Source organism: Blastomonas fulva, assembly GCF_003431825.1.
Classification (GTDB): Bacteria; Pseudomonadota; Alphaproteobacteria; order Sphingomonadales; family Sphingomonadaceae; genus Blastomonas; species Blastomonas fulva.
In genome coordinates this window covers 738338-762243 of sequence record NZ_CP020083.1, presented here as the reverse complement: position 1 = coordinate 762243, position 23906 = coordinate 738338, and the positions used below count along the sequence as shown (strand labels likewise).

Here is a 23906-nt window from a genome sequence, read left to right as displayed (position 1 = left end):
ACCTCCCGAAAAGGACCCGGCCATGACGACCGACACCAGCCCCGACAATGGCACCGACGAGCATCCCGATACCGTTTCCTATGACGGATCCACCGGCGGCTGGGGCTCGATGCGTGGGATGGTGCAGACCATGGCGCGCGAAATGTCGTCCCCCGGCGCGCTGGCGACGCTGGCGACCCAGAACAAGACCGGCGGCTTCATGTGCACCAGCTGCGCCTGGGGCAAGCCCAAGCACCCGCATGCATTCGAATTCTGCGAAAACGGCGCGAAGGCGACGCTCTGGGAGCTGACCAGCCACCGCTGCCCCCCCGAATTCTTCGCCGAGCACACGGTGAGCGAGCTGCGCGGCTGGAGCGACCATGATCTCGAGCATGTCGGGCGCCTGACCCATCCCATGCGCTTCGATGCGGCGAGCGACCATTATGTCGAATGCAGCTGGGACGAGGCGTTCACCGCGATCGGCGCCGAGCTCAGGAGCATCGATCCCAAATCGGCGGTGTTCTACGCATCGGGCCGCGCGAGCCTGGAGACCTCGTACCTCTATTCGCTGTTCGCGCGCCTCTATGGCCACAACAACCTGCCCGACAGCTCCAACATGTGCCACGAGACGACCTCGGTGACGCTCAACGAGCTGATCGGGTCGCCGGTCGGCACCTGCGTGCTCCAGGATTTCGAGGAATGCGACGCGATCTTCTTCTTCGGGCAGAACACCGGCACCAATAGCCCGCGCTTTCTGCACCCGCTGCAAAAGGCGGTCGAGCGCGGCTGCCGGATCGTGACCTTCAACCCGATCCGGGAAAAGGGTCTGCTCAGCTTCACCAACCCGCAGCGCGTCGGCCAGATGCTGACCGGCAGCGACACCGATCTGAGCTGCCAGTATCTGCAGGTCCGCGCCGGTGGCGATATCGCCGCGATCATGGGGCTGTGCAAATATGTATTCGCGCAGGACGATGCGCTGGGCGAGACGGTGATCGACCATGATTTCATCGCCCAACACTGCACCGGCTTCGACGCCTTCCGCGCCAGGGCCGATGCGACATCCTGGGAGCGGATCGAGCAGGAATCGGGTCTGAGCCGCGCCGATATCGAGGAGGCGGGCCGCGTCTATCTGGGGGCCGAGCGGGTCATTGGAGTCTATGGCATGGGCCTCACCCAGCACGTCCATGGCTTCGAGAACATCGCGATGCTGGTCAACCTGCTGCTGATGCGCGGGCATATCGGGCGCAAGGGCGCAGGCATCTGCCCGGTGCGCGGGCATTCCAACGTCCAGGGCCAGCGCACCGTGGGCATTTCCGAAAAGCCCGAGCTGGTGCCGCTCGACAAGCTTGCCGAGCAGTTCGGCTTCGAGCCGCCGCGCGACACCGGAATGACCACGGTCGAGGTGTGCGAGGCGGTGCTCGACGGCAGCGCCAAGGCGTTCATCGGGCTGGGCGGCAACTTCCTGCGCGCCATTCCCGATCAGGGCCGGGTCGAGCCCGCCTGGGGCCAGCTGCAGCTCACGGTGCAGATCGCCACCAAGCTCAACCGCAACCATCTGTTCAACGGCCGCACCGCCTATCTGCTCCCGTGTCTCGGGCGCAGCGAGGAAGACATCCAGGCGTCCGGCCCGCAGACCGTGACGATCGAGGACAGCTTCAGCCATATCCATGGGTCGCTGGGCCATCGCACTCCCGCCAGCGAACATCTGATGTCCGAGACCGCGATCGTCGCCGGTATCGCCAAGGCGACGCTCGAGGCCAATCCCCTCAAGACCAATCCCAAGGTGCGCTGGGATGCTTGGACCGGCGATTACGCCCTGATCCGCGACCTGATCGCCGAGACCTATCACGAGCAGTTCCACGACATGAACGCCCGGATGTTCGAGCCCGGCGGCTTCTATCGGGGCAACAGCGCGCGCGAGCGCATCTGGAAGACCGACAGCGGCAAGGCGGTGTTCACCGCGCCGCAGATGCTCGCTGCGACCGATATGGAAGACATGCCGGGGCGCTACCGGCTGGTCACGGTCCGCTCCAACGACCAGTTCAACACCACCATCTATGGCTATAGCGACCGGCTGCGCGGGATCGAGGGGACGCGCGATGTCGTGCTGATCAACCCGCAAGACATCGCCGCCGCAGGCCTGGTCGCGGGGCAGCGGATATCGCTGCTGGGCGATGCCGAGGACGGGCATGATCGTCGCATCGACAATCTGGAGGTGGTGCCGTTCGATCTGCCTTCGGGGACGATCGTGGGCTATTATCCCGAGCTCAACCCGCTGATCGCACTGTCGCACCACGATCGCACCTCGAAAACTCCGGCCAGCAAGGCCGTTCCCGTGCGGATCGCGGCGCTGGGCCAGGCGATTGCCTTCGGCCACGGCACGCTGAGCCGGAACACGATCGCCCAGCGCTCAGCAGGGGGCGAGAACGAGGATCGGTAGACCGGCGAAGATGGTCGCGCCGATTGCCGTGATCTGGAGATAACGGGCCGTGCGCCCCAGCCCGGGTGATACATCCAGCCGCGCAGCGCGCCTGGCCAGCAGCGCGATCACCCCCAGCGCGACGAGCCACAAGCTGACCTGCGCGATCTGGCCGGCGGTGCGCGACAGGCCCAGCGCGCCTGCGCATTGCGCGCCGTGCAGCGCATAGGCCAGCGCGAACCACAACGCCCAGAGCAGCAGCCCCGACAGCAGGGCGATCACCGTCCTGGTCAGGGCGGACCTGCGCATCACAGCTTGGCCACCGCCAGCGCCAGCGCGCCGACCAGCGCGACCAGCCCGGTATAGCCATGCCACTGCGCGAGCACGCCCTGCGTCGCGACGGCCTGCACACCGATGCGGTGCCCGCGCGCTGCGGCCAGATGCATCGTCACCAAAATCAGCGCGTGCAGCACCAGATAGGCCAGGATCGCGGCCTGCACCGCATGGCGCGCGTGCTCGGCAGGCGATCCGGCCATCATCGCGCCCGAAGCCAGCGCGCCTGCTGCGACCGCAAGCATGCCCGCCCAGGCCAGCGCGCGCTGCCCCGCGGTTGCGGCACGCTGCGACCACAGGCCCGCACAGAGCAGCAGCGCCCCGCCGATTGCGGTAACCAGCAACGCTGCCATCGGCAGCACGCCATGCGGGTTCTCTTGCACCGCACCCTCCCATCCCGGCGCGATCACCGAGAGAAAGGCGACCGCAAACAGCAACGATGCGAAAAGGCTGGCATTGGCGACCAGCAGCACCGCCGATCCCCACCAGCCCAGGCCGTGGCGATAGAAAGGGCTCGCGGGCAGTCCCTCGATCGTCTCGGGCACAGCGGCGGTTGTGCCCTGTATCGGCGCCACCGGCCTGATCCAGCCTGCGCACATCACCGCGACCAGAACCACTGCGGCGGCCGCGACCCAGTAGAAGCCCGCCAGCATCGCCAGGAAAAACAGACCGATGGTGAGCGCGGTGAGCGCGGGACGCATGGTGTTCCCCGGCAGCACCGCAACCGCCTCTGCCCGCCCGCTGACCGCGTCGATGATCAGCGTCTCGCGCACCCCGCGCGGGGCGCCGGCGAGCATGCCTTCACCCATCGCCAGCGTGGTCGCCAACATATCGAGCCGCGACGGGGTGAGGGTTCGCTCGTCGGTTTCCATGTCCGCGCGCGGCAGCGAGGCGAGGTTGTACGTGGGCGGCGGCAGCCGCATCGCCCAGTCGAGGCTGGTCGCGCGCCAGGGGTTGCGGCGGGTGCGCCGCCCCATGAAGAGCTGCAGCCCCATGTCGACCGCGAACAGCGCGAAGCCTGCGGCCATGATGAACCCGCCCACCGAGGAGATGAGGTTGAGCAGCTCCCATTCGGGATTGTCGGGATAGATGCTGACCCTGCGCGGCATGCCGAGCAGCCCGGTCAGGTGCATCACCAGGAACGTGCCGTGCACCCCGATGAAGATCAGCCAGAACGCTGCGGTCCCCAGTCCGCGCACTGCGCGCCGCCCGGTGAAGTGCGGCATCCAGTACGTGATTGCCGCCAGCATCGGGAAGACGAACCCGCCGATCAGCACATAATGCAGATGCGCGGTGACGAAAGCGGTGTCGTGCGCCTGCCAGTTGAACGGGACGGCGGCGAGCATCACGCCGGTCAGCCCGCCCAGCGCGAAGGTCAGGAAGAAGCCGGTGATGTGCAGCATCGGCAGCGACCAGCGCGGCCGTCCGCTCCACAAGGTACCGATCCATGCGAAGATCTGCACCGATGTCGGCACCGCGACCAGCATCGAGGCAGCGGAAAAGAATGCCAGCGCCAGATGCGGAATGCCGATGGTGAACATGTGGTGCACCCACAGTCCGAAGCTCAAAAACACCATCGCCCAGATCGCCGCGACGATCATCGCATGGCCGATGATCGGCTGGCGTGCGAAGGTCGCGATCATCACCGACAGCGCGCCCGCGGCGGGGAGGAAGATGATGTACACCTCGGGATGGCCGAACAGCCAGAACAGGTGCTGCCACAGGATGGGATCGCCGCCGCGCGCCGGATCGAAGAACGCCCAGTCGAACGCGCGCTGCACCTCGAGCAGGATCGAGCCCAGGATCAGCGGCGGAAAGCCGATCAGCATCATCGCTGCCGTGCCCAGCATGTACCACGCGAACAGCGGCAGCCGCGTCAGCGCCATGCCCTCGGCGCGCAGCTTGAGGATCGACACGGTGATCTCCACCGCCGCGCAAATCGCCGAAATCTCGACAAAGGTGATGCCCAGCAGCCAGACATCGGCGTTGATCCCCGGCGTGTGCACCTTGTCCGACAGGGGCGTGTACATGAACCATCCGCCATCGGGCGCGACGCCTGCCAGCATCGCCACCAGCAAGATCAGCCCGCCCAGCGCATAGCACCACCAGCCCAAGGCCGAGAGCCGCGGATAGGCCATGTCGCGCGCCCCCATCACCTTGGGCAGCAGATACAGCGCCAGCCCCTCGAGCATGGGAATCGCGAACAGGAACATCATGATCGTGCCGTGCATCGTGAACAGCTGGTTGTAGATGTCCGGGCCGACAAAGGCGGCGCGCGGGCTGGCCAGCTGGACGCGGATCAGCATCGCCAGCACGCCTCCGATGGCGAAATAAACGATCGCGGTGATCATGAAGCGCAGCCCGATCGCGCCGTGGTTGACCTCGCAGACAAAGCCGCGCCAGCCCGGCAGGCCACGCCACACCGCGTAGAGCTCGGCATGCAGCGCGGCGGGATCGTGCGGGGTCACGGGCGGCTGGGCAGATGTCTGGTGTGTCGTCATGGCTGGCCCCCGGCTGCCGGGCTGCGCGGGGCGGTGGCCAGCACCTCGAAACGCATCCGGTCATGGCCGACGCCGCAATATTCGGCGCACTGGCCAAGATAGGTTCCGGGGGTATCAGCCTGGATCAGATGGCGGTTGGGCTTGCCGGGAACCGCATCCATCTTGCCTGCAAGCCTTGGCACCCAGAAGCTGTGGATCACATCGGTGGAGACGATCTCGACGATCACCGGCTCGCCTGCCGGGATCACAAGTCGGTCGGTGGTCGCGCCCGGCACGCCATCGGCGCCCAGCGGCGCGAACTGCCAGCCCCATTGCGACGCGGTCGCGCGCCAGGTCGGCAGGGTGTCGTCGCGTACGAACTGTCCTTCACCGACCCACAAGGTTGCCGCCAGCAGCACGGTGAGCACGCTCATGGGAAAGGCGATGCCCAGCCACACGACCCATCGCCGCTCGGCGCGCACCGAGCCAGCGTCGCCACCCGTCACCCGCTTGCCCCGCCGCAGCGCGATCGCAAACAGCCCGATCACCAGCGCAAAAGCGGCTCCGGCGACCAGAACCATCGCCGAGGTGAACACGAAAACCGATCGCGCCTGCGGGCCACCGGGATCGAGGGTGGAGAGCGGACCCTGGCAAGCGGCGAGCAGCAAAAGGGAACCGAACAGGCATGCGCGCATTGGAAGAGCTGAACGGCTGCAGGAAAAACGAGCGCGATGACCGAAAAGACCAAGACCCTGCGCTCCGACCCCATTCTTTCTCGCCGCAGCTTCGACGAGACCGAATCGCGGATCGCCTTTGCCAGTCATCCGGTGCACGCGATGATGGTCGCCTTTCCGATTTCCGCCGCGTTCGGCACCTTCGGAGCGGATCTGCTCTATTGGGCCACCGGCGACGTGTTCTGGGCGCGCGCCGCGCTGTGGGCGATCGGATCGGGCTTCATCTTCGGCGTTCTGGCCGGCATGGTCGGCACGGTCGAACTGCTCTCGGTCCCGGGCATCCGGGTGCGCGCGGCAAGCTGGACGCATTTCATCCTCGCCATGACCCTGCTGTCGGTGCTGGGCGGCAACTGGGGCCTGAGGCTGGGCGACCCGGTCGGCGCGATCCTGCCTTATGGGGTGATGCTCTCTGCCCTGTGCGTCCTGATGACGGGCCTTACCGGTTGGCACGGCGGCAAGCTTGTGTTCGACTATCAAATCGGCACCCAACGCGGCAGCGACCAGGATTGAGGCTGGGTCATCCATTGCGGCCAATCGAGCGCCAGCACCGGCTTGGCGAGCACCAGCACCAGGATGCCGACCAGCACCAGAAGCACCGGGGCCAGCACCAGATAGGGTGAGGGCAGGCGCACCGTTCCGCGGGTCTCTGCGGTTTGCACGATCATGTGGCCGATATAGGCGTGCAGCACCGCAAGCAGCGAGACCAGCGCCAGCTTGGCGTACAGCCAGGGCTCGAAGATCCCGCGCATCAGGATCAGCACGATTCCGGTGCCGACCGCGACCACCGCCACGGGGGTGAGGAAGCGGACATAGCTGTGATGGGTGAGCTTGCGGAAACGGGCATAGGCCGCATCACTCAGCCCGGGACGATAGCGCCGGAACAGCAGCGGCAGCATGATCAGCCCCACCGCCCACAGGGCGATGGCCGAGATATGCAGCGCCTTGAAGATCAGGGTCGACCAGGTGATCAGCATCGCGCGCCCTCGGCCGGAGCGCCCGCCAGCCTGCCCAGCCGCACGAACGCCAGCAGCGCCATCGGCACCATGCCCGCGGTCCACATCAGCAGGCCTGCCAGTTGCTGGTCCCACAGGGGCGACACACCGAACAGCACGGTGGTGAAGATGTGCTCGGCAAACAGCGGGCGCGGGGCGAAAGTCAGCAGCGCACCGGTAAAGCCCATCGCCATCGCCAGCAGCGCCGGAGCTGCAACCGCAACCAGCGGCCGGGAATCGGTGGCCGGTGCAAACCAGGTCGCCCAGAACTGCCACGCCGCGCCGAGCATCACCAGCTGCAGCGCCCAGTATGCCGCATCCGATTGCCACGCAAAGCTGTACACGGACGGTACGAACCACGCGGCCAGCGCCAGCGATGCGCCGATCGCCCAGGCCAGCGGATCGCCCAGCCGGAGGTTCGGCCAGCCCAGCGCGAGCGCGGGCGCCAGCAGCAGCATCAGCGCCATGTGGTGCGCAACGCGCACCGACAGCAGGGTCGCGGATGCCGCGCACAGGGGAGAGATCCAAAGCATCGCCATCAGCGCGACCGCGGCCCAGCGCTGCGCGCCAAGATTGCGGGGTCCGTGCAGGGCCAGTACCGATACCGCTGCGATCGCGGCGATCACGATCGGATCGAAATTCCAGCTGGTCAGCCAGCGATCAGAAGTGGTCAGCCCGCAATACGGCATCGTGACGGATGCTGCGGAGACCATCGTGATTGCATCCCTCGTTCGACTGAAACCCGTGCGGCAGACCCGGCGCGCCAAACAGGGTTACGAGGCAGCCTGCAAGCCGTTCCGTGGATGCCTTAAAAGCCAGCTTGCGGCCGCGGCTGGCCTGTCGTTTTCTCGCCTTTGCAGATGCTGTTGCCGGAAGGATGAAGGTCCCCATGATCCGGTCGCGGAACGCGTTGGGCGTCGCGGTAATGGCCTGCCTGGGACATCACGGTCATTTCCAGCTCGGGGATCACGAACAGCATTTGCCCGCCATTGCCGCTGGTTAAATAGGTGTCGATCGACCGGCCTTGCACCGCGAATGTCTGCCGCCACCAACCATAGCCATGGTCATCCGGCAGGTTCATCGTGGAATGCGCGGCGGCTGACCTGGCCAACCCGGTCCTCGGACGCCAGCTCCTGCCTGTCCACACCCCGCCATCGGCAGAGACCTGCCCCAGCTTGAGGAGGTGGCGAGGCCGAGAGGTCCTGAATGGCTTAGGTTTTTGAAGCGGTCAGCCTGGACCGCGGTCGAGGCGGAGCAGCCAGCAGTTACTTTGCTGAGTATTCGCCCGGGCGAGCACCGAAATGTTCCTGTGCGAATGCGCGCGCTGCGGTTGCAGTTTTGAACAGCTCGTCCTGCAGCAGCGACGTCACCAGGGGGTAACCTTGCGAGTTGTAGCGGGTGGAGCGCACCGTAAGCCGGACATTTCCATCGGCATCCTTGTTGATAAGGAACGGACGATTTTTAGGATCAGTCATTTTTGCCTCCGGAAAACTGAGCTCGGTACAAGGAGCGGGGCAGTGCGGCCGCGTTGACCGCACTGCCCCGCATCAATCATGCAGCCTGAAGATTCACTGCCGAGGTCTTGCCGCGCTGATCGGTTTCCAGTTCGTAAGAAACGGTCTGATCCTTGTCGAGGGTACGCATTCCGGCGCGTTCGACGGCGGAAATGTGTACGAACGCGTCGTCGCCGCCACCATTTGGCGCGATGAAGCCATAGCCCTTGTCGGCGTTGAAGAATTTCACGGTTCCGGTAATCATATGGATAAGCCTTTATCCCAAGTATGACGGGCATGCGCCAACAGCGGAGCATCCCGGCTTCAAGTAGTGCTAGAAAGGGATAAGAGGTGGCATAATGCTGCCGATTATCCGTCGCATGCGACGTGAGCCCCGCTTCTCTACCAACTTGTTCAGAATATGGAAGCAAATTCTGAATTTAATGCGACCGCGGCGCTGAAGTCTTTTGGAACGAGCAAATGACGGCTCGCCACGACCAGTGTCGGCACCAGCGAAGTGGTGCGGCGCTCCCGCTAGTCCGATGCAAGGTCCGCCAGGCTGAAGGTGGACGTGACAATGGTCCATTCGTCAAAGACGCGCCGGCCAGCGCGATCGTGTAACCGGATGCGCAGGCCCGGTTCGGTCTTCAAGGCAGCCTTGCCAAAACCGTAGCCGCGCGGGCTTTCCCCTAGGAGATGGCAATTGCGCACCCGGTCGCGGCGCACCACCTTGCATTTCAGCCAGGCCACACCTTCGACACGGGAAGCGGCAGCGCCGGGCGGGTAGAACTTGTTGTCCTTGGAGAAGTCCATGCTTGGCGCCCAGGACGCGGTGTAAACTTTTGCCATCCCCTTGCCGCTCTCAGCGGAGCCGCTGCTCCCTTCGCCTGTTCCGGAGCTGCCATCGCCAGCGCCGGACACGCTCGGCGCGCCCGTATCCACAAGGGCATTGCCTGCATGGGCAGGAATCTGGTCGAAAATGCTGTCCGGGATATCGGCAGCCGCATTCAACGTCTGGGAAAAGTCCGGTAGTTCGATCGGCTCCGGATGGCGCACCCGTGGAAATGCCGGAGGCTCCGGTATCGTGGACGCTGGCCGGGGTGCTGGCTGCCCGGCATTGTCATCCCGGCGCTTGTCTACCCCTTCTGACTGATCGTACTTTTTCCCGGCTGACTCTGCGATGGGCCCTTCATTCGCGTCTTCTGCGCTGATGACGAAAACCTGCACACTGCTCATGATATTCGCGCGGCCCTCGACAGAGATAAGCATGGGGCCAAAAATATGCAGCACGTGCAGATCAGGGATAGGGCACAAGAAAAACTTCTCTCGCCAAACCTCATTTCTTGATCGCCGTGAATGAAGCCACCGCCTGAATTGCCCGATGCCATGTACCGATACATCACGTCATTCCCGATTGAAAAACAGGGGCCGACAAGCCGTTCAGAAATGTCTGATTTGTGTCCTCATGATGCCCTTATCGTTCCTCCGTACAGGAGCATGATAACTGCAACAGGTAGCAAGATAGGCTACAGGCCTTGATGGTGAACAAGAAATACTGGCGGCCCGGCGATAGATCAAACCTATCGAAATGCTCAATGGCGGCTGGCATTGCCGATACCCGGCAGCGAGGTTCGCGCAGGTTTTGGTCAGTAAGCGGCCTTGAACTGGCTGAGGCCGCACCGCGCGGCATGATCTGCAAAACGCGCGCAGAAAGGCAATCTAGCCAGGGCACGGGTTTGATGCCAAAATGCGGTCCGAGACGGCCATGCGCTATCATGCGCTCAGGCCCGACAGAGCCGAAAGACCAACGTTGACCCCACAACTCGAATTGCGCGGGCTCACCAAAAGCGTTCCTGGCGGTCGCGTTCTGTTTCGCAATCTCTCGTTGAGCGTTGCGGCGGGGGAACTTGTCGCCATCATCGGCGAGTCAGGGTCGGGCAAGTCGACATTGCTCAACATCGCTGCGGGGCTTGATGTTCATGATGAAGGCCAGATCCTGATTGGCGGCGAAGATCTGGGCCTGCTCGATGATCGCGGGCTGACCGATTTGCGCCGCCGCCGGATCGGCTTTGTGTTTCAGGCTTTTCATATCCTCCCATATCTGACCCTGCGCCGAAACGTCGCGCTGCCGCTCGCCCTGGCGGCGTGTGAAAAAAGCGAGATCACAGCGCGCGCGGATGCGATGCTTCACATGGTAGGTCTCGGCAGCCGGGGCGATGACTATGCGCGCGATCTTTCTGGCGGGGAACTGCAACGCATTGCGATTGCGCGGGCGCTGATCCATCGACCGGCATTGATCCTGGCCGATGAGCCGACGGGAAACCTTGATAGCAAAACGGCCGCGCGCATTTTGCAGCTGTTTGCGGATTCGACGCGGAATTCGGGATCGGCAGGTTTGTTGGTCACGCACTCGGCCGCGGCAGCAGCCATCGCCGACCGGACGCTGGTCCTGACCGAGAATGGACTGGCCCCCGCCAATGTCTAGCAATTCCATCCGGGCGCTTGCCTGGCTGATCACCGGCGAGGCGCGGCAGCATCCCGGGCGGATCGCGATTGCCGTGATCGCCATTGCCATCGGGGTCGCGCTGGGGTTTGCGGTGCATCTGATCAACGGATCGGCTCTCGCGGCATTTGGTCAGGCGGTGAACACGGTCAACGGTGCCGCGGACCTGAAAATCGAGGCGGCAAGCCGTCTTGGCTTTGACGAAGCGCTTTATGCCAAGGTTTTGCAGGTTGAAGGGGTCGCCGATGCCAGCCCGGTCGTCGTGCTCAGGGCAGGGGTTGCGCGCGGCGAGCCTTTCACATTGCTCGGGCTGGATATCATCCGCGCGGCCGAGGTGACGCCCAGCCTGATCGGTGCGCCCGCCAGCGGCCCCGGTGGCGGAAAACAGGGCGGCGGGGGCGATGATGTGTTTGCCAGCGACGCGCTGTTCCTGTCGCACGCTGCGCTGATCGCCGGAAAGTTGCGCATCGGTGACCGTGTGACGATCAATGCCAATGGGCAGGTGCAGCCGATGACCGTGCGCGGCCTGCTGCCGGCCATTGCCGAGGGGCGACGCGTCGGCATGATGGACATTGCCGCCGCGCAGTGGCTTTTCGGGCGATTGGGCAAGATCGACCGGATCGACCTCAAATTGACCTCCGATGTGCAGGCAAGCGACGTCCGTTCGCGGCTGATGCCCCTGATCCCGGCAGATGCGATCGTCAGCGACCAGGATGACGACGCGCAACAGAGCGATGGTCTTTCGCGCGCCTATCGCGTCAACCTGACGATGCTGGCGCTGGTCGCGCTGTTTACCGGCACATTCCTCGTCTATTCCACACAATCGCTTTCGGTCACCCGGCGCCTGCAAAGTTTCGCGTTGCTCCGCACGATCGGGATGCAACGCAGCGGGGTTGTTGCATTGGTGACAATCGAAGGCGCGCTGGCCGGGCTGATCGGCGCTACATTTGGCCTGCTGATAGGCTTTGGTCTGGCTGCTGGCGCGCTCGATATCCTGGGCGGAGACCTTGGCAGCGGCATCTTCGACGGTGCGCCGCCTGCGCTCATCCTTGCGCCTTCGGCAGCTGCCGGGTTTTTTGCCCTGGGGGTTGCTGCGGCGGTCGGGGGCAGCCTGATCCCGGCGTTGCAGGGCGCACGTGCCGCCCCCGCCGTCGCGCTCAGGAATGCTGGGGATAGCATCGACCCGCGTGATCATTTGGCCGGCGGGTTGCCGCTCACATTGCTGGCTGCAGGAATGGGCGCCGCGTTGCTGCCTGCGGTGGGACGGCTGCCGCTCTTCGGCTACCTTTCGGTTGCGTTGTTGCTGGCCGCCGGGATCACGGCGATGCCATGGCTTGCGCGCACGCTGCTCGCTCCGTTGGCCCGTGCATCGCACCGCAATGTGCCGACGGATCTGGCGATCCAGCATCTTCATGGGGCACCGAGCGCCGCCGCAACCGCTTTGTGCGGGATCGTGGCAAGTACGGCGCTGATGATCGCGATGGCGGTCATGGTGACCAGTTTTCGCGGGGCGGTCGATCAATGGCTTGGCGACATTCTGTCGGGCGATCTGTATGTCCGGTCGGAGCCGGGCTGGGGCGGATTTGATCAGGGCTCGCAAGCGCGAATGGCGGCGATCCCCGGCATCGCTTCCATCGCGTTCAGCCGGCAAGTGCCTATCGTCCTCGATCCGAGCGAGCCTCCGATGAGCCTGATCGCACGTCCGGTCGGCACCGACGGTGCGGCGCTGGAATTGCTGGGGGAGGAAGTCATGCCGCCGCCTGGCACCACCGCGGTCTGGCTCTCCGAACCTGCGGCGCGTATCCTGGCGGTTGAACCCGGCGATGCCATCCGTTTGCCGATTGGCACCGGCGCCCGCTTTGCGGTGGCGGGCATCTGGCGCGACTATTCGAGGCAGCAAGGCGCGGTGGTGATCCATTCCAGCGATTACGATCGGCTTACGGGCGACACTGTCCGCGACGATGCCATGGTGTTGCTCGAACCCGGCGCGGATATAAAGGTTGTGCAGCGGGCCATAAGGGCTGCAGCCCCGCCGCCCTTGAAGTCGCGCCTGACAATGGCCGAACCTGCAAGCCTGCGTACCCTGGCGCTCTCGATTTTCGATCGCAGCTTCGCCATTACCTATGTGCTCGAGGCGATTGCGGTCATCGTTGGATTGGCCGGCGTTGCGACCACCGCATCGGCGCAGGCCAGTGCCCGGACCCGCGAGTTCGGAATGCTGCGCCATATCGGCGTCGGGCGCGGACAGATTGTCGCGATGCTCGGGATCGAGGGCGCCTTGCTGGGCGCGGTCGGCGGACTGGTCGGCGTGACACTGGGCGTCGCGATCAGCCAGGTGCTGATCCATGTCATCAATCCCCAATCGTTCAACTGGACGATGACGACGCGGCTGCCGGTGACGCTGATGCTGTCGGTCATCACGGCGTTGATTGTATCTTCGGCGATCACGGCGATGCTTGCCGGGCGACGGGCCGCATCGATGGATGCGGTTCGCGCGGTGAGGGCCGACTGGTGATCCGCGCAGCATCGCTCAGTCTGGCAGCCCTCGCGCTGACCACTGCCAGTGTCGCGCAGACACCGGGATTGTCTTATCCTGATGTCACGCCGGGCCGTGCCTTTTCCTTTCCAGCCGATCACGGCGCGCATCCGGATTTTCGCACGGAATGGTGGTATGTGACGGGGACAGTCAAAACCTCCAAAGGCAAGGATTTGGGGTTCCAGATCACGTTCTTTCGCACGCGGCCGCGGGTCGATCCTGGCAACCCCAGCAAGTTTGCGCCGAGACAGGTGCTCTTTGCCCACGCTGCCGTTTCGGATCCAGCCATCGGCAAACTCCTGCATGATCAGCGCGCGGCGCGTGGCGGGTTCGGCATTGCCGAAGCCAAGGTTGGTGACGCCGATGTTCGCATCAAGGATTGGCGATTGGCCCGGTTGGCCGATGGTCGCTTTTCGGCGCGGATCGTCGCGCGCGGGTTTGCGCTGAAGCTGACATTCACGCCCACGCAGCGACCGATCCTGCAGGGCGCAGGCGGCTACAGCCGCAAGGGGCCCGAGCCTCAATCTGCCAGCTATTATTATTCGCTGCCGCAGTTGGAGACGACAGGAACGATCACGCGCGGCTCATCGACCGAGACCGTCAGGGGGCGCAGTTGGCTCGACCGGGAATGGTCGTCGCGCTACCTGGGCGGAGCGGCGGTCGGCTGGGACTGGACGGGGCTCAACTTCGACGATGGCGCGGCGCTGATGGCGTTCCGCATCCGCGGCAAAAAGGGGCGCAGCATCTGGGCGGGTGGCACATTCCGCCGCGCGAACGGAACAGCGGTGACCCTCAAGCCGGGCGATATCACCTTCACGCCAACGCGGACGTGGCGATCGAAGCGGACAGGAGCAACCTATCCGGTGGCGCAGATTTTGACGATCAAGCTGCCTGAGGGCCAGAAGCGCCTGACGCTCACGCCCATGTTCGCAGACCAGGAGCTCGATGCGCGTTCGAGCGGTCTGCCGGTCTATTGGGAGGGGCTGGTCCGCACCGAAGGTGGCCGGGGCTATCTTGAGCTGACGGGATATGCCGCTCCGTTGGTCATATAAGGCGCTCAGGACGACCGATCAAAGGCGTCACGGACAAAATCCCGCCCCAGTCGCAGACCGACAGGATCGACGCTGTGCGCTACACCGTAGGAGACGTGCGTCGTGACTGCGACGCCAAGCCGCTTGAGCTCGCTTTCTGCCATATGCAGCGCCGCGATCGGTACGACCAGATCGGCGGTCCCATGCACCAGCAGCACCGGCGGCTTTGCGAAGTCGGAGTGCGCAAGCCCTGCCGTTGCGGTCAGCATCCCCGAATAGCCGACCACGGCAGCGACCGCGCTTGGTCGGCGCAGCGCGATATGCAGTGCCATCATCGTGCCCTGGCTGAACCCGACCAAGGCCAGGTCCGCCTCGGTCAGTTCATACTCGGCGAGCTTGCGGTCGATGAAGGCGTCGATGGCGGGAGCGGCCGATGCTGCGCCCGCCGCCAATGCCGACGGCGCGAATCCCGACAACCCCCACCACTGGTACCCCGCCCCCATCATTCCGCAGCGCTGGGGGGCGTGCGGCGCAAGGAACAACGTATCGGGAAGCGCATCCTGCCATTGGGGCGCGAGCGAAATCATGTCCGTGCCGCTCGAACCATAGCCGTGAAGCAGCAGCACGATGTTCCTTGGCCGAGTTCCGGTCCGTGGTTTCAGGCTGGCGCCATTGACGATTTTCGACACTGAATATTCTTTCGTGCTTGTGAAGGGGTCGCCTGTCGATGGCTGGTATTCTGCCTTGAGCGACCAAACCCGAACGTCCTGACAGGTCGAAACGCAAGGCCCATTGGGACGCTACAGCCGGGCGGCCTTGGTGCAAAGGGTTTGGCGCGCTTGATCAAGGTGGCAGTATTCGTTTTCGGATCGAAATTCCAGCTGGTCAGCCAATGATCAGCGGCGGTCGGCCCGCAAGTCGGTTGGTGGATGCCGGAAAAACCGGCTGTCGGTCTGTTTGTCTCGCGCTGGTGCTGCGTGACGATGGACTTCGCACAACCGGCACGCGCCCCCTAGCGCTCGACCAGCGACACGGCTGCCCTGCAGCAATTTCGCCCCTCGGCCTTGGCTGAATAAAGCGCCCGGTCAGCCGAGCTCAGCAACGCCTGCGGCATTCCGATAGAGCCGCCATGGCTGGCGCGCGCGGTTGCCGACCCGATACTGACCGTCAGCACCTGACCGCTCGAGCCTGCATGACGGATCTGCAGATCCTCGACCGCCTGTCTGGCGCGCTCGGCCACGATCGTGGCTGCCTGTGCATCCGCTTCGGGCAGGATGATGGCCAGTTCCTCGCCGCCATATCGGGCGACGGTGTCTCCGGGGCGCTGCACCACCGATACCAGTGCGTTGGCGACGCTGCGCAGGCAATCGTCACCGACCTGATGGCCGAAAGCGTCGTTGAACGTCTTGAACCCGTCGATATCGGCGAGCAGAAGAGACATCTGCGATCGCGCGCGCGCCGTGCGCTTCCATTCCATCAGCAGCGTCTCGTCGAACGAGCGCCGGTTGGCCAGCCCCGTCAGCCCGTCCTTCAGCGCCATGGTGCGCAGCGTATCTTCCAGCGCCTTGCGCTCGGAAACATCGCGCATGATCACCGCCCGGTTGCCCGGGGCGCCGGTTTCGGTCTGGTCCATCAGCCGCGATGCGACTTCGACCCAGATCAGGCTGCCATCGCCCTTGATGACGCGCACTGTCACGACGCTGTCGTCCGCCTTGCCAGAGACCACCTGGTGAGTCGCCTGCGCGATCAGCGTGAGGTCTTCCTCCAGCACGAACTCGGCAATGTGATGCCCGATGATCTGGGTGGTCGGACGGTTGAACAGCCGTTCGGCAGACGGTGAAATATAGCTGAAGGTCATGTCGGGGCGAACCTGCGCGATCACGTCGCGCGAGTATTTCGCGATCAGCTGGAGGATCGTTTGTTCAGGACTGATAGGCGGTGCGCGAGATGTCATGTTGGTTTTCCGGCCGCATGTGCCCCCCATGCAGTGAACAATGGGCTTCAGCCCCTAACGCGCCATTAACTTGCACGTCACCAAAGCCGCAGGCGTGCGCCATGCGGTGGTAACACTGCATGCTGGCCCGCATGCAAGCGCCAGGCCTTCTGGCGTATGGCGGGCGATGTGCGCGTCTTGCGCTGGTACCCCGGCAGGGGCGATGCCGCAACCGGGCAGGGTTAGTACCCCCTGACCGGCTGCGGCGTATGGACCCGCAGGTCATTCGGGGCCTGGCTCGGCCTGGGCTTCGCCCGGCCGGGCATCTTTTGCCGCTGCCTTGAGCTGCCCTGCGGACATGGCCGTGACCAGCACATCGCCGTTGCCGCTCAACTGGCTCGCGGGCACCGGGACGATGCGGTCACCGATCTCGACCATCACCATGTCCGCAGCGCCATTGGCTCCGGTCCGCACACTCTGCACAAATCCTATGGCACGGCCCTTTGCGTTCGTCACCGGCATCCCGGCGGGCGTTGCAGGCCCGGATTCGCCCGAACCGGTCAATGCCCCGCTGCCATTGGCCGAGCCACCCGCGCTGCCTGCGATCGCGCCTGCGTTGCCCGCGAGCGAACCACCGGCATTGCCTGCAAGACCGGCAACCGCTCCGATCTGGCCGGTAGCGCCACCTGCGGCGGCCTGCGCGAGGCCAAGTTGCTGCACTGCACTCTGGCGGGCACCGGCAACGGTATTGCGCGCCGAGCCAGCGCCGCTGCGCGCGATTTCGCCCGCCCGGTCGGTTCCGATCAGCGTCGCCTCAGCGCCGCCATTGGCGCTGCCCGCGCCCGACCCGCCGACCGCGCCGGCGATGCCGTTGCCCAGCAGTCCGCCAGTGCCTGCAAGATTGCCCGATCCGCTGGCGCTGCCACCGCCATCGGCGGCTACGCGGCCGCTGCGGGCATCGACCTGCCGGCGCGCGCGCGCTTCGCCGCTGGCGTTGCCGGTTGCATCGACCGAGCGGCGGGTGCGTTCCACGCTCGCGTCCAGATCACGGGTCGGCCGCTCGATCGTGCCGCCCAGGGTGCCGCCCAGCGTTCCACCGAGCGAACCGCCCAAGCCTCCGCCCAGGCCACCGCCCAGACCACCGCCCAGGCCGCCGCCGCCCAGCAACTGCGCCTGAGCCGGAGCGGCCATGAGAATCGCTGCAACGCAGCCCATCTTCAGAACATGCTTCATCGTTGATCTCCTTCGCTTGCCGGATGCGCCGGAACGGCATCCGCTGGAGAGACAACGAGGCGGCACGGGCAATCCATCCCCGGCCGGGAGGAATTTGTCAGCGGCCGCAATCGCCACAGACCAGGCCATGGCCATAGACCGGGTCGCGGCCCTTGCGCCCCAGATCGCGCGCCTGGCCTATCAGGCCGCGCACGGCGGTCTCGATTCGGCCGGGGGCAGGGGCGGGGTACAGCTGCGCCAGCCTGCCTGCGACCAGCGGCGCGGCAAAGGACGTGCCGCGCACCGTGACGCTCTTACCTCCCCCTGCGGCGGGCGCCAGGCTGCGCCCTGGTGCTGCGAAGGCGACATGCTTTCCGCGTCCCGCCTCGGGCAACACCCGGCCGGAGGTATCCACACCGGTCACCGCGAGCACACCGAACTGTGCTGCCGGAAAGGCTGGCGGCGCCGCCGGGCCATCATTGCCGACGGCTGCGACGATCAGCGCACCCTTGGCCTGGGCCCGCGCGATCGCTGCATGGACCAGCGCGTTGTCCGGTCCGACCAGGCTGATGTTGATCACGGCGGCCTGCTGCCCGCTGAGCCATCCCAGCGCGCGTGCGATTGCCGAGGCGGTGCCGCCCGTGGCATCGGTGCCATAGACATCGGCAGCATAGAGCGCGCTGCCCGAACCCGCCGCGCCCAGCGCCAGCGCCGCCACCGCGGTGCCATGGTCACCCGCGCGGGGCGCGCCGGTGGCAAAGCCCTTCTGCACGACCCGTGCGCTGAGGCCGGGGAGTGGGCCCACGCCGCTGTCGATCAGGCCGATCCGCGCGCCGCCGGGCCCGCCTGTCTGCGCAGCGGCCAGCGCGCCGAGAGATGCTGCGGGCGGAAGACCGCCACTGGGGAAATAGAGGTTGTCCGCTGCTATCTCGGCTGCGGGCATCAGCGCGGCCAGCTGGCGCTGCGCCTTGCCGAGCGGCAGTCCTTCGGGAAGCGCGAAGCGGACAAAGGTCAGGTCGAGCTCCGCGATGACCTCTTCGTCGATGATGCGGTACCCTGCCGCAATCGCTCTGGCCCGGTCGGCGCCCGCCACCCCCGTCGCCAGCAGCACGCCGCGCAGGGCAGGCGCGCGCACCGCGTCGAACTCGACCCGATCGCGATGGGTGCGGACAAAACCGGTCAGGCGATCAAGCCTTGCCGAGCGCAGTTGCCGCGCCACCGCATCGGGCGACAGCCGATCGAGGTCGAGAGTGTCGAGCAGGGGCCGTGCAAGCCCGTCGATCCCGCCGCGCGGCGTGGGCAGCGAAGGCAGCCCGATCTGGGGCATCGCCGCCGCCGGAAGGGCGACCATTGCCACCCCCGCCATGACCCTGCATATTTTTGCCATCATGCTGCTGCGTCCCTGCCAGAGGCCATCCCTCCGCCTTGTCCTTGCACGAATTTTTCGTGGTCCGGGGATGAAACGCATCAACCGGGACGTTTCATCCGCATGAACCACAAAAAATGGCTGACCCGATGCGGCATGGCAACCGCCGATGTGGAGCGCGAGAATGGCATTTGAGCAAGATCTGGTTGCCCTGCTGCCGCGGTTGCGACGCTTTGCGCGGGGGCTTGCCGGTCATCACGCCGATGCCGACGACCTGTGCCAGGCGGCGGTCGAGCGTGCTTTGGTCGCACGTCAGCAATGGCAGCCGGGAACACGATTGGATAGCTGGATGTACCGCATCACCCGAAATCTCTGGATAGATCGCCATCGCGCGAACGCACGGCGAGGCCCTACCGCCAATATCGATGACGATGCTGTGCAGATCGCGGATGACGGCCATCGGCGGATGGAAGCGCAACTGGAACTGGGCGATATCGATCGCGCCATGGCCAGGCTGCCGCCCGAACAGCGCGAGGCGGTCGTCCTGGTGCTCGTCGAGGGCTACAGCTACCGCGAAGCCGCCGACATCGCCTCGGTTCCAGTCGGAACTCTGACCTCGCGCCTGGGGCGCGGGCGCGAGGCTCTGGCCAATATGCTCGGAGAAGCCGCATGACCTTCGATCACGATATCATCATGGCCTATGTCGATGGCGAGCTCGATCTGGTCACCAGCCGCCGCATCGAGCGCGCAGCAGATCAGGACCAGGCGCTGGCGGCGATGATCGCGCAGCAGCGAGCGCTCAAGACCAGGCTGAAGGCGCATTTCGACCCGGCGCTCGATGAACCTCTTCCCGAGCGGCTGACCCGGCCGCTGGAGGTCGCCGCCATTCCAGTGTCCGATGCCCGGCGCCGGTTCGGCTGGCCGACCTTCGCCGCGATGGCCGCGAGCCTTGCGCTGGGGCTGGTGATCGGCCCGCGCCTTCTGGCCCCCGACACGGCACTCGAGACGGCACCCGGCGCTGGGCCGGTCGGGGTCCGGGGCGAGATGCTGGTTGCGCAAGGCGGACTAGCTGACGCGCTGGATCGCCAGCTCGCATCTGCCCAGCCTGCGTCAACCGATATCCGCATCGGCCTCACCTTCCGCGACAGGCAGGGCGCGGTCTGCCGCAGCTTCGACAGCGCCGCCATTGCCGGGATCGCCTGCCGCCAGGATGATCGCTGGGCGCTGCGCCAGGCGGTGGCCGGTTCCGCGCAATCCACCTATCGCCAGGCGGGTGCGAGCGATCTGCTCGCAGCGGTCGATGCGATGCGCGCGGGCGATGTCGCCGATGCGGCAACCGAGCGCGCCTGGCAGGCGGGTGGCTGGGTGGCGCCTCGTCCGGGCCGGCCGGGCCGCCGCTGATAATTCTCCTGCAGCGGGATGAAACGCGGCGCGCGCGTCGTTGTCCCTTCGGAACGTCAACGCCAATGAGGAGAAGTTCGATGAAGTTGCTTGCCGTCGCTGTTTGCCTGGTTTCGCTCGGGGTTCCTGCGCTGGCCACCGCACAATATTCCACCGGCCCCGATTTCCCGTTGCCGGCCATACGCAGCGAGCCGATCTCGGAGGTCTTCAACGCGCAGTGGTTCAACTATCTCGCCAACGTCAACGAGGCCGACAAGGAGCTCAACCACGACCTGCGCCGCGCCAGCGACCGCGAGGACATCGCCGATGCGTGGGAGGAATATGCCGTCGAACTGGTCGATGCGGACAAGGACTATGTCAAGGCAATGCGCAAGCGCGGCTACCGCGTCGGCCGCGTCTCGGTGCTCGCCAGCCGCAACTGAGCGCCGCCCCTCTGCGATGTGCTCGCCACAAAAGCCAAGGCGCCTTCGATCCCGTTGAACAAGGCGTCGAGTGTCCAACAGGCCCGGAAGTCCTTCTCGACATTCTGCGGCGCCGTGCCGAGTCTCTGCGCTGTCGCCAAACAGACGCCCATGCGGGTTGCTGCCAGACGGTGTTCGAAGGTGACCGGCTGAAGCGGTCAGGAATCTGCGCCTTCAGTTGGAATAAAAGTTGGACCATTTCCGAAATCTGCACCCTAATCTCGGACAACGAGCAAGGTTGAGCGTCTGAATTACGTATACAAGTTTCGGACAATGCAGAGGCGTTGCCCCTCGCGGGAAAAGCAGATGGGGTGCTTGCGCGCCGCCGTCGCCGGCGGCTTGACCACGACCTTGTCCTGCGGGTGCAACGCGTGGCAACTGAGCGCGGCCATCACCGCCGTGATTGAGGCGCAGCTGGCCTGATGCCCGCCGACCTTCGGCCCATCGCCCTTGTCTCCCAGGTTGTTGGCGTTGTGCACCGTGCACCATGACAGCCAGCGCAGCGCTGCTCGATCTGGGCGAGCAATGCGATCGTCTCCTACCGCAGGGCGGGGTTCATCGCTTGGTCGGAGGTGGGGGCGTTCACGGCTGCGGTATCGCGCTCAGGCGGCGAGGATCGAAGGCGGGGATCGCCGCGGCAGGGCCTTCGGTGATCAGGCGTACCGCGTGTTCGCCCACGGCTGCGGAATGCTTGAAACCATGGCCCGAGCATGCCGAAACCACCGTGATGCGCTCCATCCCATCGACGGGCCCGATTACGAAGTCGGCATCGGGCGCGCAGGTGTAAAGACACGCGGCAGAGCGCACCTGCGGGAGGGTGAGGCCGGGGATCCTGCCGACAAGATGATCGCGGTGCATTTCGGCGGCCTCCTCAGGTCGGACGTCCCGATCCAGCTGGTCGGGATCGGCCGTGGCGCGGCTCTGGTTCTCGTCGGCGACCTTTACGAGGGCATGGCCAAGATCATCCGGGATCGGGAAGCCGTAGAAGCTGTCCTCCGGGTGGTTGCCATGCAGCCAGATGAAGGCGGGGAAGGTGCCGACCGCAAAATCCTGCGGGCGCTCGGGTGCGAACCAGTGCAGTACCTGCCGCCGCAGAGTCAGCGGGGCGAGGCCGTTGCTACCCACAAGGCCCGGCGTCCACGCCCCACCGGCAAGGATCACGTTGCCCGCATGGTAGGTTGCCCCACCCGCCTGTACTGTCACGCCGCCCGGCGTTTCGGTAATCGCGGTAACCTGCGACCCGGTCTCCATCCGCGCACCCAGCTTGCGGGCCATGGCAAGCTGCGCTGCGATGCAGCGTTCGGGATAGACGAAGCCGCCGCCGGGTTCGAAATAGACCAGTTCGTCCCCGGACAGAGCGAATTGCGGGAAGCGGGCGCGGGTTTCCTCGATGCTCAGGACGTCGTGCTCGATCGCGTGTGCCTGTGCCGCAGCGATGGTGTTCAGCACGAACCCGCTGCGGCTGTGGTGCATCGCCGCACCGCCTTCCGCGCCGATGATCAGCACCCCGCACGCTTCGAACAGCCTCTGGCCGGTTTCCCGTTCCAGCTCTCGCCAGATTTCGTGCGAGCGCAGGACCAGTGGGACATAGACCTGGCCCTCGCCGATGGCCTGGCGGGTGATGCGGGTTTCGCCATGGCTCGATCCCATGGCGTGGGGGGGCTCCCAGCGGTCGATGCCGATGGCGCTGATCCCTGCGCGGGCGAGTTGATATAGCGCCGCGCTCCCCGCCGCGCCGAGGCCGATGACGATGACGTCTGCAGTGTTGCTCATGCCCCTTGCCCGATGGCGTTCAGTGCGTCGCACAGCCGGTCGATATCGTGATCGGACACATGCAGATGCGGCGATATCCTGATCATGGACCCGCGCTGGCTGACATGAATCTGCTGTGCGGCAAGGCGGGCGACAATGTCGGAGGCGCCCGGAGGTACCGCCACTCCCAGGATGTGGGGTGAGCGCACTTGGGCTGCCGGAACCACAAAGCCACTGGCGGCAAGACGATCGGCGATGCCGGCGTTAATGGCGCCAAGACTCGTCGCGATCCGCTCCACCTGCCAGTCGAGCAGTTGCTCCAGCGCGGCGATCGCCACCGGCAGCAGCGCAAAATTGGAGCGTTCGCCGACGTCGAAACGGCGTGCGCCGGGCTGGGTGGCATCGCGATAGTTGACGAGACCTGAGAAATCTTCCGCCCCCGCGCGAGAGGCCCAGACGTGTTCGATCGGTCGCGCGCCATGCCATTGGGGTGCAACATAGGCGAGGGCGATCGAGTAGGGGCCGAGCAACCACTTGTAAGTTGCAGCGACCATGAAATCGGGCTGTACCTGCGCAACCGAAAACGGCATCGCGCCGCACGACTGGGTAAGATCGAGCGCAAGCCGGGTGCCGTTGGCCCGGCAGGCTGCGCCGATCCGAACAAGGTCAAGCCCGAGGCCGCTTGCCCAGTGACAATTCGGCAGGGCTGCAATGGCGACCCCCGGCCGAAGCCGCGCCAGCACTGCCGCGGTCCAGTCACCGTCCTCCGGAGCCGGAACAGTCTCCACCGTTGCGCCAACCTGCGATGCGCGATCGGTCCAGGGGTAGTAATTGCTGGGAAATTCCTCAGCCAGGACCAGCACCGTCTGCCCGGCGTCGAGCGGTAATGTGCGGGCTGCAAGTTCCAGCCCGTAGCTGGCTGACGGCATGATAGCGACACAGGCCGGATCGGCCCCGACCAGCGCGCCGAACAGGCGACGCACGTCTTCCGTCTCGGTGAAGAAGTCGGCTGGTGCAATCGTCCACGGCGCAGCCTTGCGCGCCGCAGCCGCGACCCCCGCCGCCGTCGCGCTGCGAAGCTGCGGGCCCATATAGGCGCAGTTGAACCACGCGCGGTCGGCTGGAATGTCAAACAGATGGCGCTGGGGGGCGATCGGCCCGGCGGTGGAGGGGTTTGGCATTCGCCCGATTTAGCGGACCAGCGCATCCATCGCAACAGAACATAACAGAATTATGTTTTCTTCCTTTGCGGTCCGTCATACAGTCGGGCGGAAACAAGCC

The 23906-nt window shown here is 65.5% G+C and carries 23 protein-coding genes; 8 read left to right on the top strand and 15 right to left on the bottom strand.

The annotated features are described in order from the left end of the window. The first annotated feature begins 22 nt into the window (after positions 1-22). A complete protein-coding gene (locus tag B5J99_RS03655) occupies positions 23-2419 on the top strand; it encodes an FdhF/YdeP family oxidoreductase (RefSeq protein WP_245991731.1) in 2397 nt (798 codons plus the stop codon). Here the strand turns inward: B5J99_RS03655 and B5J99_RS03650 are convergent. From B5J99_RS03650 to B5J99_RS03640, 3 genes are read right to left on the bottom strand one after another with little or no spacing between them, the layout of a single operon-like run. Then, positions 2390-2707 (bottom strand): hypothetical protein, encoded by a 318-nt coding sequence (locus tag B5J99_RS03650; protein WP_117351500.1) that lies wholly within the window; start codon positions 2705-2707, stop codon positions 2390-2392. The genes B5J99_RS03655 and B5J99_RS03650 overlap by 30 nt on opposite strands. Then, positions 2707-5232 carry a cytochrome c oxidase subunit I gene (ctaD, locus tag B5J99_RS03645; protein ID WP_117351499.1) on the bottom strand — a complete coding sequence of 842 codons (2526 nt, stop codon included), beginning with the start codon at positions 5230-5232 and terminating at the stop codon, positions 2707-2709. Before ctaD ends, B5J99_RS03650 begins: the two co-directional genes overlap by 1 nt. After that, positions 5229-5906 carry a cytochrome c oxidase subunit II gene (locus B5J99_RS03640; RefSeq protein ID WP_211337872.1) on the bottom strand — a complete coding sequence of 226 codons (678 nt, stop codon included), beginning with the start codon at positions 5904-5906 and terminating at the stop codon, positions 5229-5231. Before B5J99_RS03640 ends, ctaD begins: the two co-directional genes overlap by 4 nt. 36 nt (positions 5907-5942) lie before the next feature. On the opposite strand from B5J99_RS03640, the gene B5J99_RS03635 reads away from it, so the two are divergent. Further along, complete coding sequence (locus tag B5J99_RS03635; protein ID WP_117351498.1) at positions 5943-6455, top strand: DUF2231 domain-containing protein; 513 nt, start codon at positions 5943-5945, stop codon at positions 6453-6455. On the opposite strand, the gene B5J99_RS03630 is transcribed toward B5J99_RS03635, so the two are convergent. From B5J99_RS03630 to B5J99_RS03605, 6 genes are all read right to left on the bottom strand, one after another. Next, the gene (locus B5J99_RS03630; protein ID WP_117351497.1) at positions 6419-6919 is read right to left on the bottom strand and encodes a CopD family protein; all 501 of its coding nucleotides are present in this window, start codon (positions 6917-6919) and stop codon (positions 6419-6421) included. The genes B5J99_RS03635 and B5J99_RS03630 overlap by 37 nt on opposite strands. Continuing rightward, the gene (locus B5J99_RS03625; RefSeq protein WP_117351496.1) at positions 6913-7650 is read right to left on the bottom strand and encodes a cytochrome c oxidase assembly protein; all 738 of its coding nucleotides are present in this window, start codon (positions 7648-7650) and stop codon (positions 6913-6915) included. Before B5J99_RS03625 ends, B5J99_RS03630 begins: the two co-directional genes overlap by 7 nt. A 95-nt stretch (positions 7651-7745) precedes the next feature. Beyond that, positions 7746-8018, bottom strand: coding sequence for a hypothetical protein (locus tag B5J99_RS03620; protein WP_117351495.1), 273 nt, complete (start codon positions 8016-8018; stop codon positions 7746-7748). Between the two features lie 184 nt (positions 8019-8202). Then, positions 8203-8412 carry a hypothetical protein gene (locus B5J99_RS03615; protein WP_054135601.1) on the bottom strand — a complete coding sequence of 70 codons (210 nt, stop codon included), beginning with the start codon at positions 8410-8412 and terminating at the stop codon, positions 8203-8205. A 76-nt stretch (positions 8413-8488) separates the two neighbouring features. Further along, a complete protein-coding gene (locus B5J99_RS03610) occupies positions 8489-8695 on the bottom strand; it encodes a cold-shock protein (RefSeq protein WP_054135600.1) in 207 nt (68 codons plus the stop codon). Between the two features lie 269 nt (positions 8696-8964). Beyond that, positions 8965-9720, bottom strand: a complete 756-nt coding sequence (locus B5J99_RS03605) for a hypothetical protein (protein WP_162892439.1) — start codon at positions 9718-9720, stop codon at positions 8965-8967. Positions 9721-10240: 520 nt separating this feature from the next. Between B5J99_RS03605 and B5J99_RS03600 the strand changes: the two genes are divergently transcribed. Genes B5J99_RS03600 through B5J99_RS03590 form a run of 3 tightly spaced genes read left to right on the top strand, consistent with a single transcriptional unit; the run spans position 10241 to position 14521 of the window. Next, a complete protein-coding gene (locus tag B5J99_RS03600; RefSeq protein ID WP_245991730.1) occupies positions 10241-10915 on the top strand; it encodes an ABC transporter ATP-binding protein in 675 nt (224 codons plus the stop codon). Continuing rightward, positions 10908-13448 (top strand): FtsX-like permease family protein, encoded by a 2541-nt coding sequence (locus B5J99_RS03595; RefSeq protein ID WP_117351492.1) that lies wholly within the window; start codon positions 10908-10910, stop codon positions 13446-13448. Before B5J99_RS03600 ends, B5J99_RS03595 begins: the two co-directional genes overlap by 8 nt. Continuing rightward, positions 13445-14521, top strand: a complete 1077-nt coding sequence (locus B5J99_RS03590; protein WP_117351491.1) for a lipocalin-like domain-containing protein — start codon at positions 13445-13447, stop codon at positions 14519-14521. Before B5J99_RS03595 ends, B5J99_RS03590 begins: the two co-directional genes overlap by 4 nt. A gap of 5 nt (positions 14522-14526) precedes the next feature. Here B5J99_RS03590 and B5J99_RS03585 read toward each other — a convergent pair whose 3' ends face one another. The 4 genes from B5J99_RS03585 to B5J99_RS03570 all read right to left on the bottom strand — a co-directional run bounded on the left by B5J99_RS03585 (position 14527) and on the right by B5J99_RS03570 (position 19011). After that, a complete protein-coding gene (locus B5J99_RS03585; RefSeq protein WP_245991729.1) occupies positions 14527-15126 on the bottom strand; it encodes an alpha/beta hydrolase in 600 nt (199 codons plus the stop codon). A 386-nt stretch (positions 15127-15512) separates the two neighbouring features. Continuing rightward, on the bottom strand, positions 15513-16454 hold the full coding sequence (locus tag B5J99_RS03580) for a sensor domain-containing diguanylate cyclase (RefSeq protein WP_054135595.1): 942 nt from the start codon (positions 16452-16454) through the stop codon (positions 15513-15515). Between the two features lie 261 nt (positions 16455-16715). After that, on the bottom strand, positions 16716-17666 hold the full coding sequence (locus B5J99_RS03575; protein WP_117351490.1) for a hypothetical protein: 951 nt from the start codon (positions 17664-17666) through the stop codon (positions 16716-16718). Between the two features lie 97 nt (positions 17667-17763). Continuing rightward, complete coding sequence (locus B5J99_RS03570; RefSeq protein ID WP_054135593.1) at positions 17764-19011, bottom strand: S8 family serine peptidase; 1248 nt, start codon at positions 19009-19011, stop codon at positions 17764-17766. 184 nt (positions 19012-19195) lie between these two features. Here B5J99_RS03570 and B5J99_RS03565 point away from each other — a divergent pair, with 184 nt between their 5' ends. The 3 genes from B5J99_RS03565 (at position 19196) to B5J99_RS03555 (ending at position 20834) form a co-directional block, all read left to right on the top strand. Further along, complete coding sequence (locus B5J99_RS03565; protein WP_054135592.1) at positions 19196-19684, top strand: RNA polymerase sigma factor; 489 nt, start codon at positions 19196-19198, stop codon at positions 19682-19684. Continuing rightward, entirely contained in the window at positions 19681-20412 is a 732-nt protein-coding gene (locus tag B5J99_RS03560) for an anti-sigma factor family protein (RefSeq protein WP_117351488.1), read from the top strand. Before B5J99_RS03565 ends, B5J99_RS03560 begins: the two co-directional genes overlap by 4 nt. A gap of 80 nt (positions 20413-20492) precedes the next feature. After that, positions 20493-20834, top strand: a complete 342-nt coding sequence (locus tag B5J99_RS03555; protein WP_054135590.1) for a hypothetical protein — start codon at positions 20493-20495, stop codon at positions 20832-20834. A 621-nt stretch (positions 20835-21455) separates the two neighbouring features. On the opposite strand, the gene solA is transcribed toward B5J99_RS03555, so the two are convergent. Together solA and B5J99_RS03535 are read right to left on the bottom strand one after the other, a co-directional pair. Beyond that, positions 21456-22646 (bottom strand): N-methyl-L-tryptophan oxidase, encoded by a 1191-nt coding sequence (gene solA / locus B5J99_RS03540; RefSeq protein ID WP_117351486.1) that lies wholly within the window; start codon positions 22644-22646, stop codon positions 21456-21458. Beyond that, complete coding sequence (locus B5J99_RS03535) at positions 22643-23806, bottom strand: aminotransferase class V-fold PLP-dependent enzyme (RefSeq protein ID WP_117351485.1); 1164 nt, start codon at positions 23804-23806, stop codon at positions 22643-22645. Before B5J99_RS03535 ends, solA begins: the two co-directional genes overlap by 4 nt. Between the last annotated feature and the right edge of the window lie 100 nt (positions 23807-23906).

What these genes read in the sequence shown, in the direction of transcription:
- B5J99_RS03655 (WP_245991731.1), top strand. Translation starts at nt 23, where the DNA reads ATGACGACCGACACCAGCCCCGACAATGGCACCGACGAGCATCCCGAT.
- B5J99_RS03650 (WP_117351500.1), bottom strand. Translation starts at nt 2,707, where the DNA reads ATGCGCAGGTCCGCCCTGACCAGGACGGTGATCGCCCTGCTGTCGGGG.
- ctaD (WP_117351499.1), bottom strand. Translation starts at nt 5,232, where the DNA reads ATGACGACACACCAGACATCTGCCCAGCCGCCCGTGACCCCGCACGAT.
- B5J99_RS03640 (WP_211337872.1), bottom strand. Translation starts at nt 5,906, where the DNA reads ATGCGCGCATGCCTGTTCGGTTCCCTTTTGCTGCTCGCCGCTTGCCAG.
- B5J99_RS03635 (WP_117351498.1), top strand. Translation starts at nt 5,943, where the DNA reads ATGACCGAAAAGACCAAGACCCTGCGCTCCGACCCCATTCTTTCTCGC.
- B5J99_RS03630 (WP_117351497.1), bottom strand. Translation starts at nt 6,919, where the DNA reads ATGCTGATCACCTGGTCGACCCTGATCTTCAAGGCGCTGCATATCTCG.
- B5J99_RS03625 (WP_117351496.1), bottom strand. Translation starts at nt 7,650, where the DNA reads ATGGTCTCCGCAGCATCCGTCACGATGCCGTATTGCGGGCTGACCACT.
- B5J99_RS03620 (WP_117351495.1), bottom strand. Translation starts at nt 8,018, where the DNA reads ATGAACCTGCCGGATGACCATGGCTATGGTTGGTGGCGGCAGACATTC.
- B5J99_RS03615 (WP_054135601.1), bottom strand. Translation starts at nt 8,412, where the DNA reads ATGACTGATCCTAAAAATCGTCCGTTCCTTATCAACAAGGATGCCGAT.
- B5J99_RS03610 (WP_054135600.1), bottom strand. Translation starts at nt 8,695, where the DNA reads ATGATTACCGGAACCGTGAAATTCTTCAACGCCGACAAGGGCTATGGC.
- B5J99_RS03595 (WP_117351492.1), top strand. Translation starts at nt 10,908, where the DNA reads ATGTCTAGCAATTCCATCCGGGCGCTTGCCTGGCTGATCACCGGCGAG.
- B5J99_RS03580 (WP_054135595.1), bottom strand. Translation starts at nt 16,454, where the DNA reads ATGACATCTCGCGCACCGCCTATCAGTCCTGAACAAACGATCCTCCAG.
- B5J99_RS03575 (WP_117351490.1), bottom strand. Translation starts at nt 17,666, where the DNA reads ATGAAGCATGTTCTGAAGATGGGCTGCGTTGCAGCGATTCTCATGGCC.
- B5J99_RS03570 (WP_054135593.1), bottom strand. Translation starts at nt 19,011, where the DNA reads ATGGCGGGGGTGGCAATGGTCGCCCTTCCGGCGGCGGCGATGCCCCAG.
- B5J99_RS03565 (WP_054135592.1), top strand. Translation starts at nt 19,196, where the DNA reads ATGGCATTTGAGCAAGATCTGGTTGCCCTGCTGCCGCGGTTGCGACGC.
- B5J99_RS03560 (WP_117351488.1), top strand. Translation starts at nt 19,681, where the DNA reads ATGACCTTCGATCACGATATCATCATGGCCTATGTCGATGGCGAGCTC.
- B5J99_RS03555 (WP_054135590.1), top strand. Translation starts at nt 20,493, where the DNA reads ATGAAGTTGCTTGCCGTCGCTGTTTGCCTGGTTTCGCTCGGGGTTCCT.
- solA (WP_117351486.1), bottom strand. Translation starts at nt 22,646, where the DNA reads ATGAGCAACACTGCAGACGTCATCGTCATCGGCCTCGGCGCGGCGGGG.
- B5J99_RS03535 (WP_117351485.1), bottom strand. Translation starts at nt 23,806, where the DNA reads ATGCCAAACCCCTCCACCGCCGGGCCGATCGCCCCCCAGCGCCATCTG.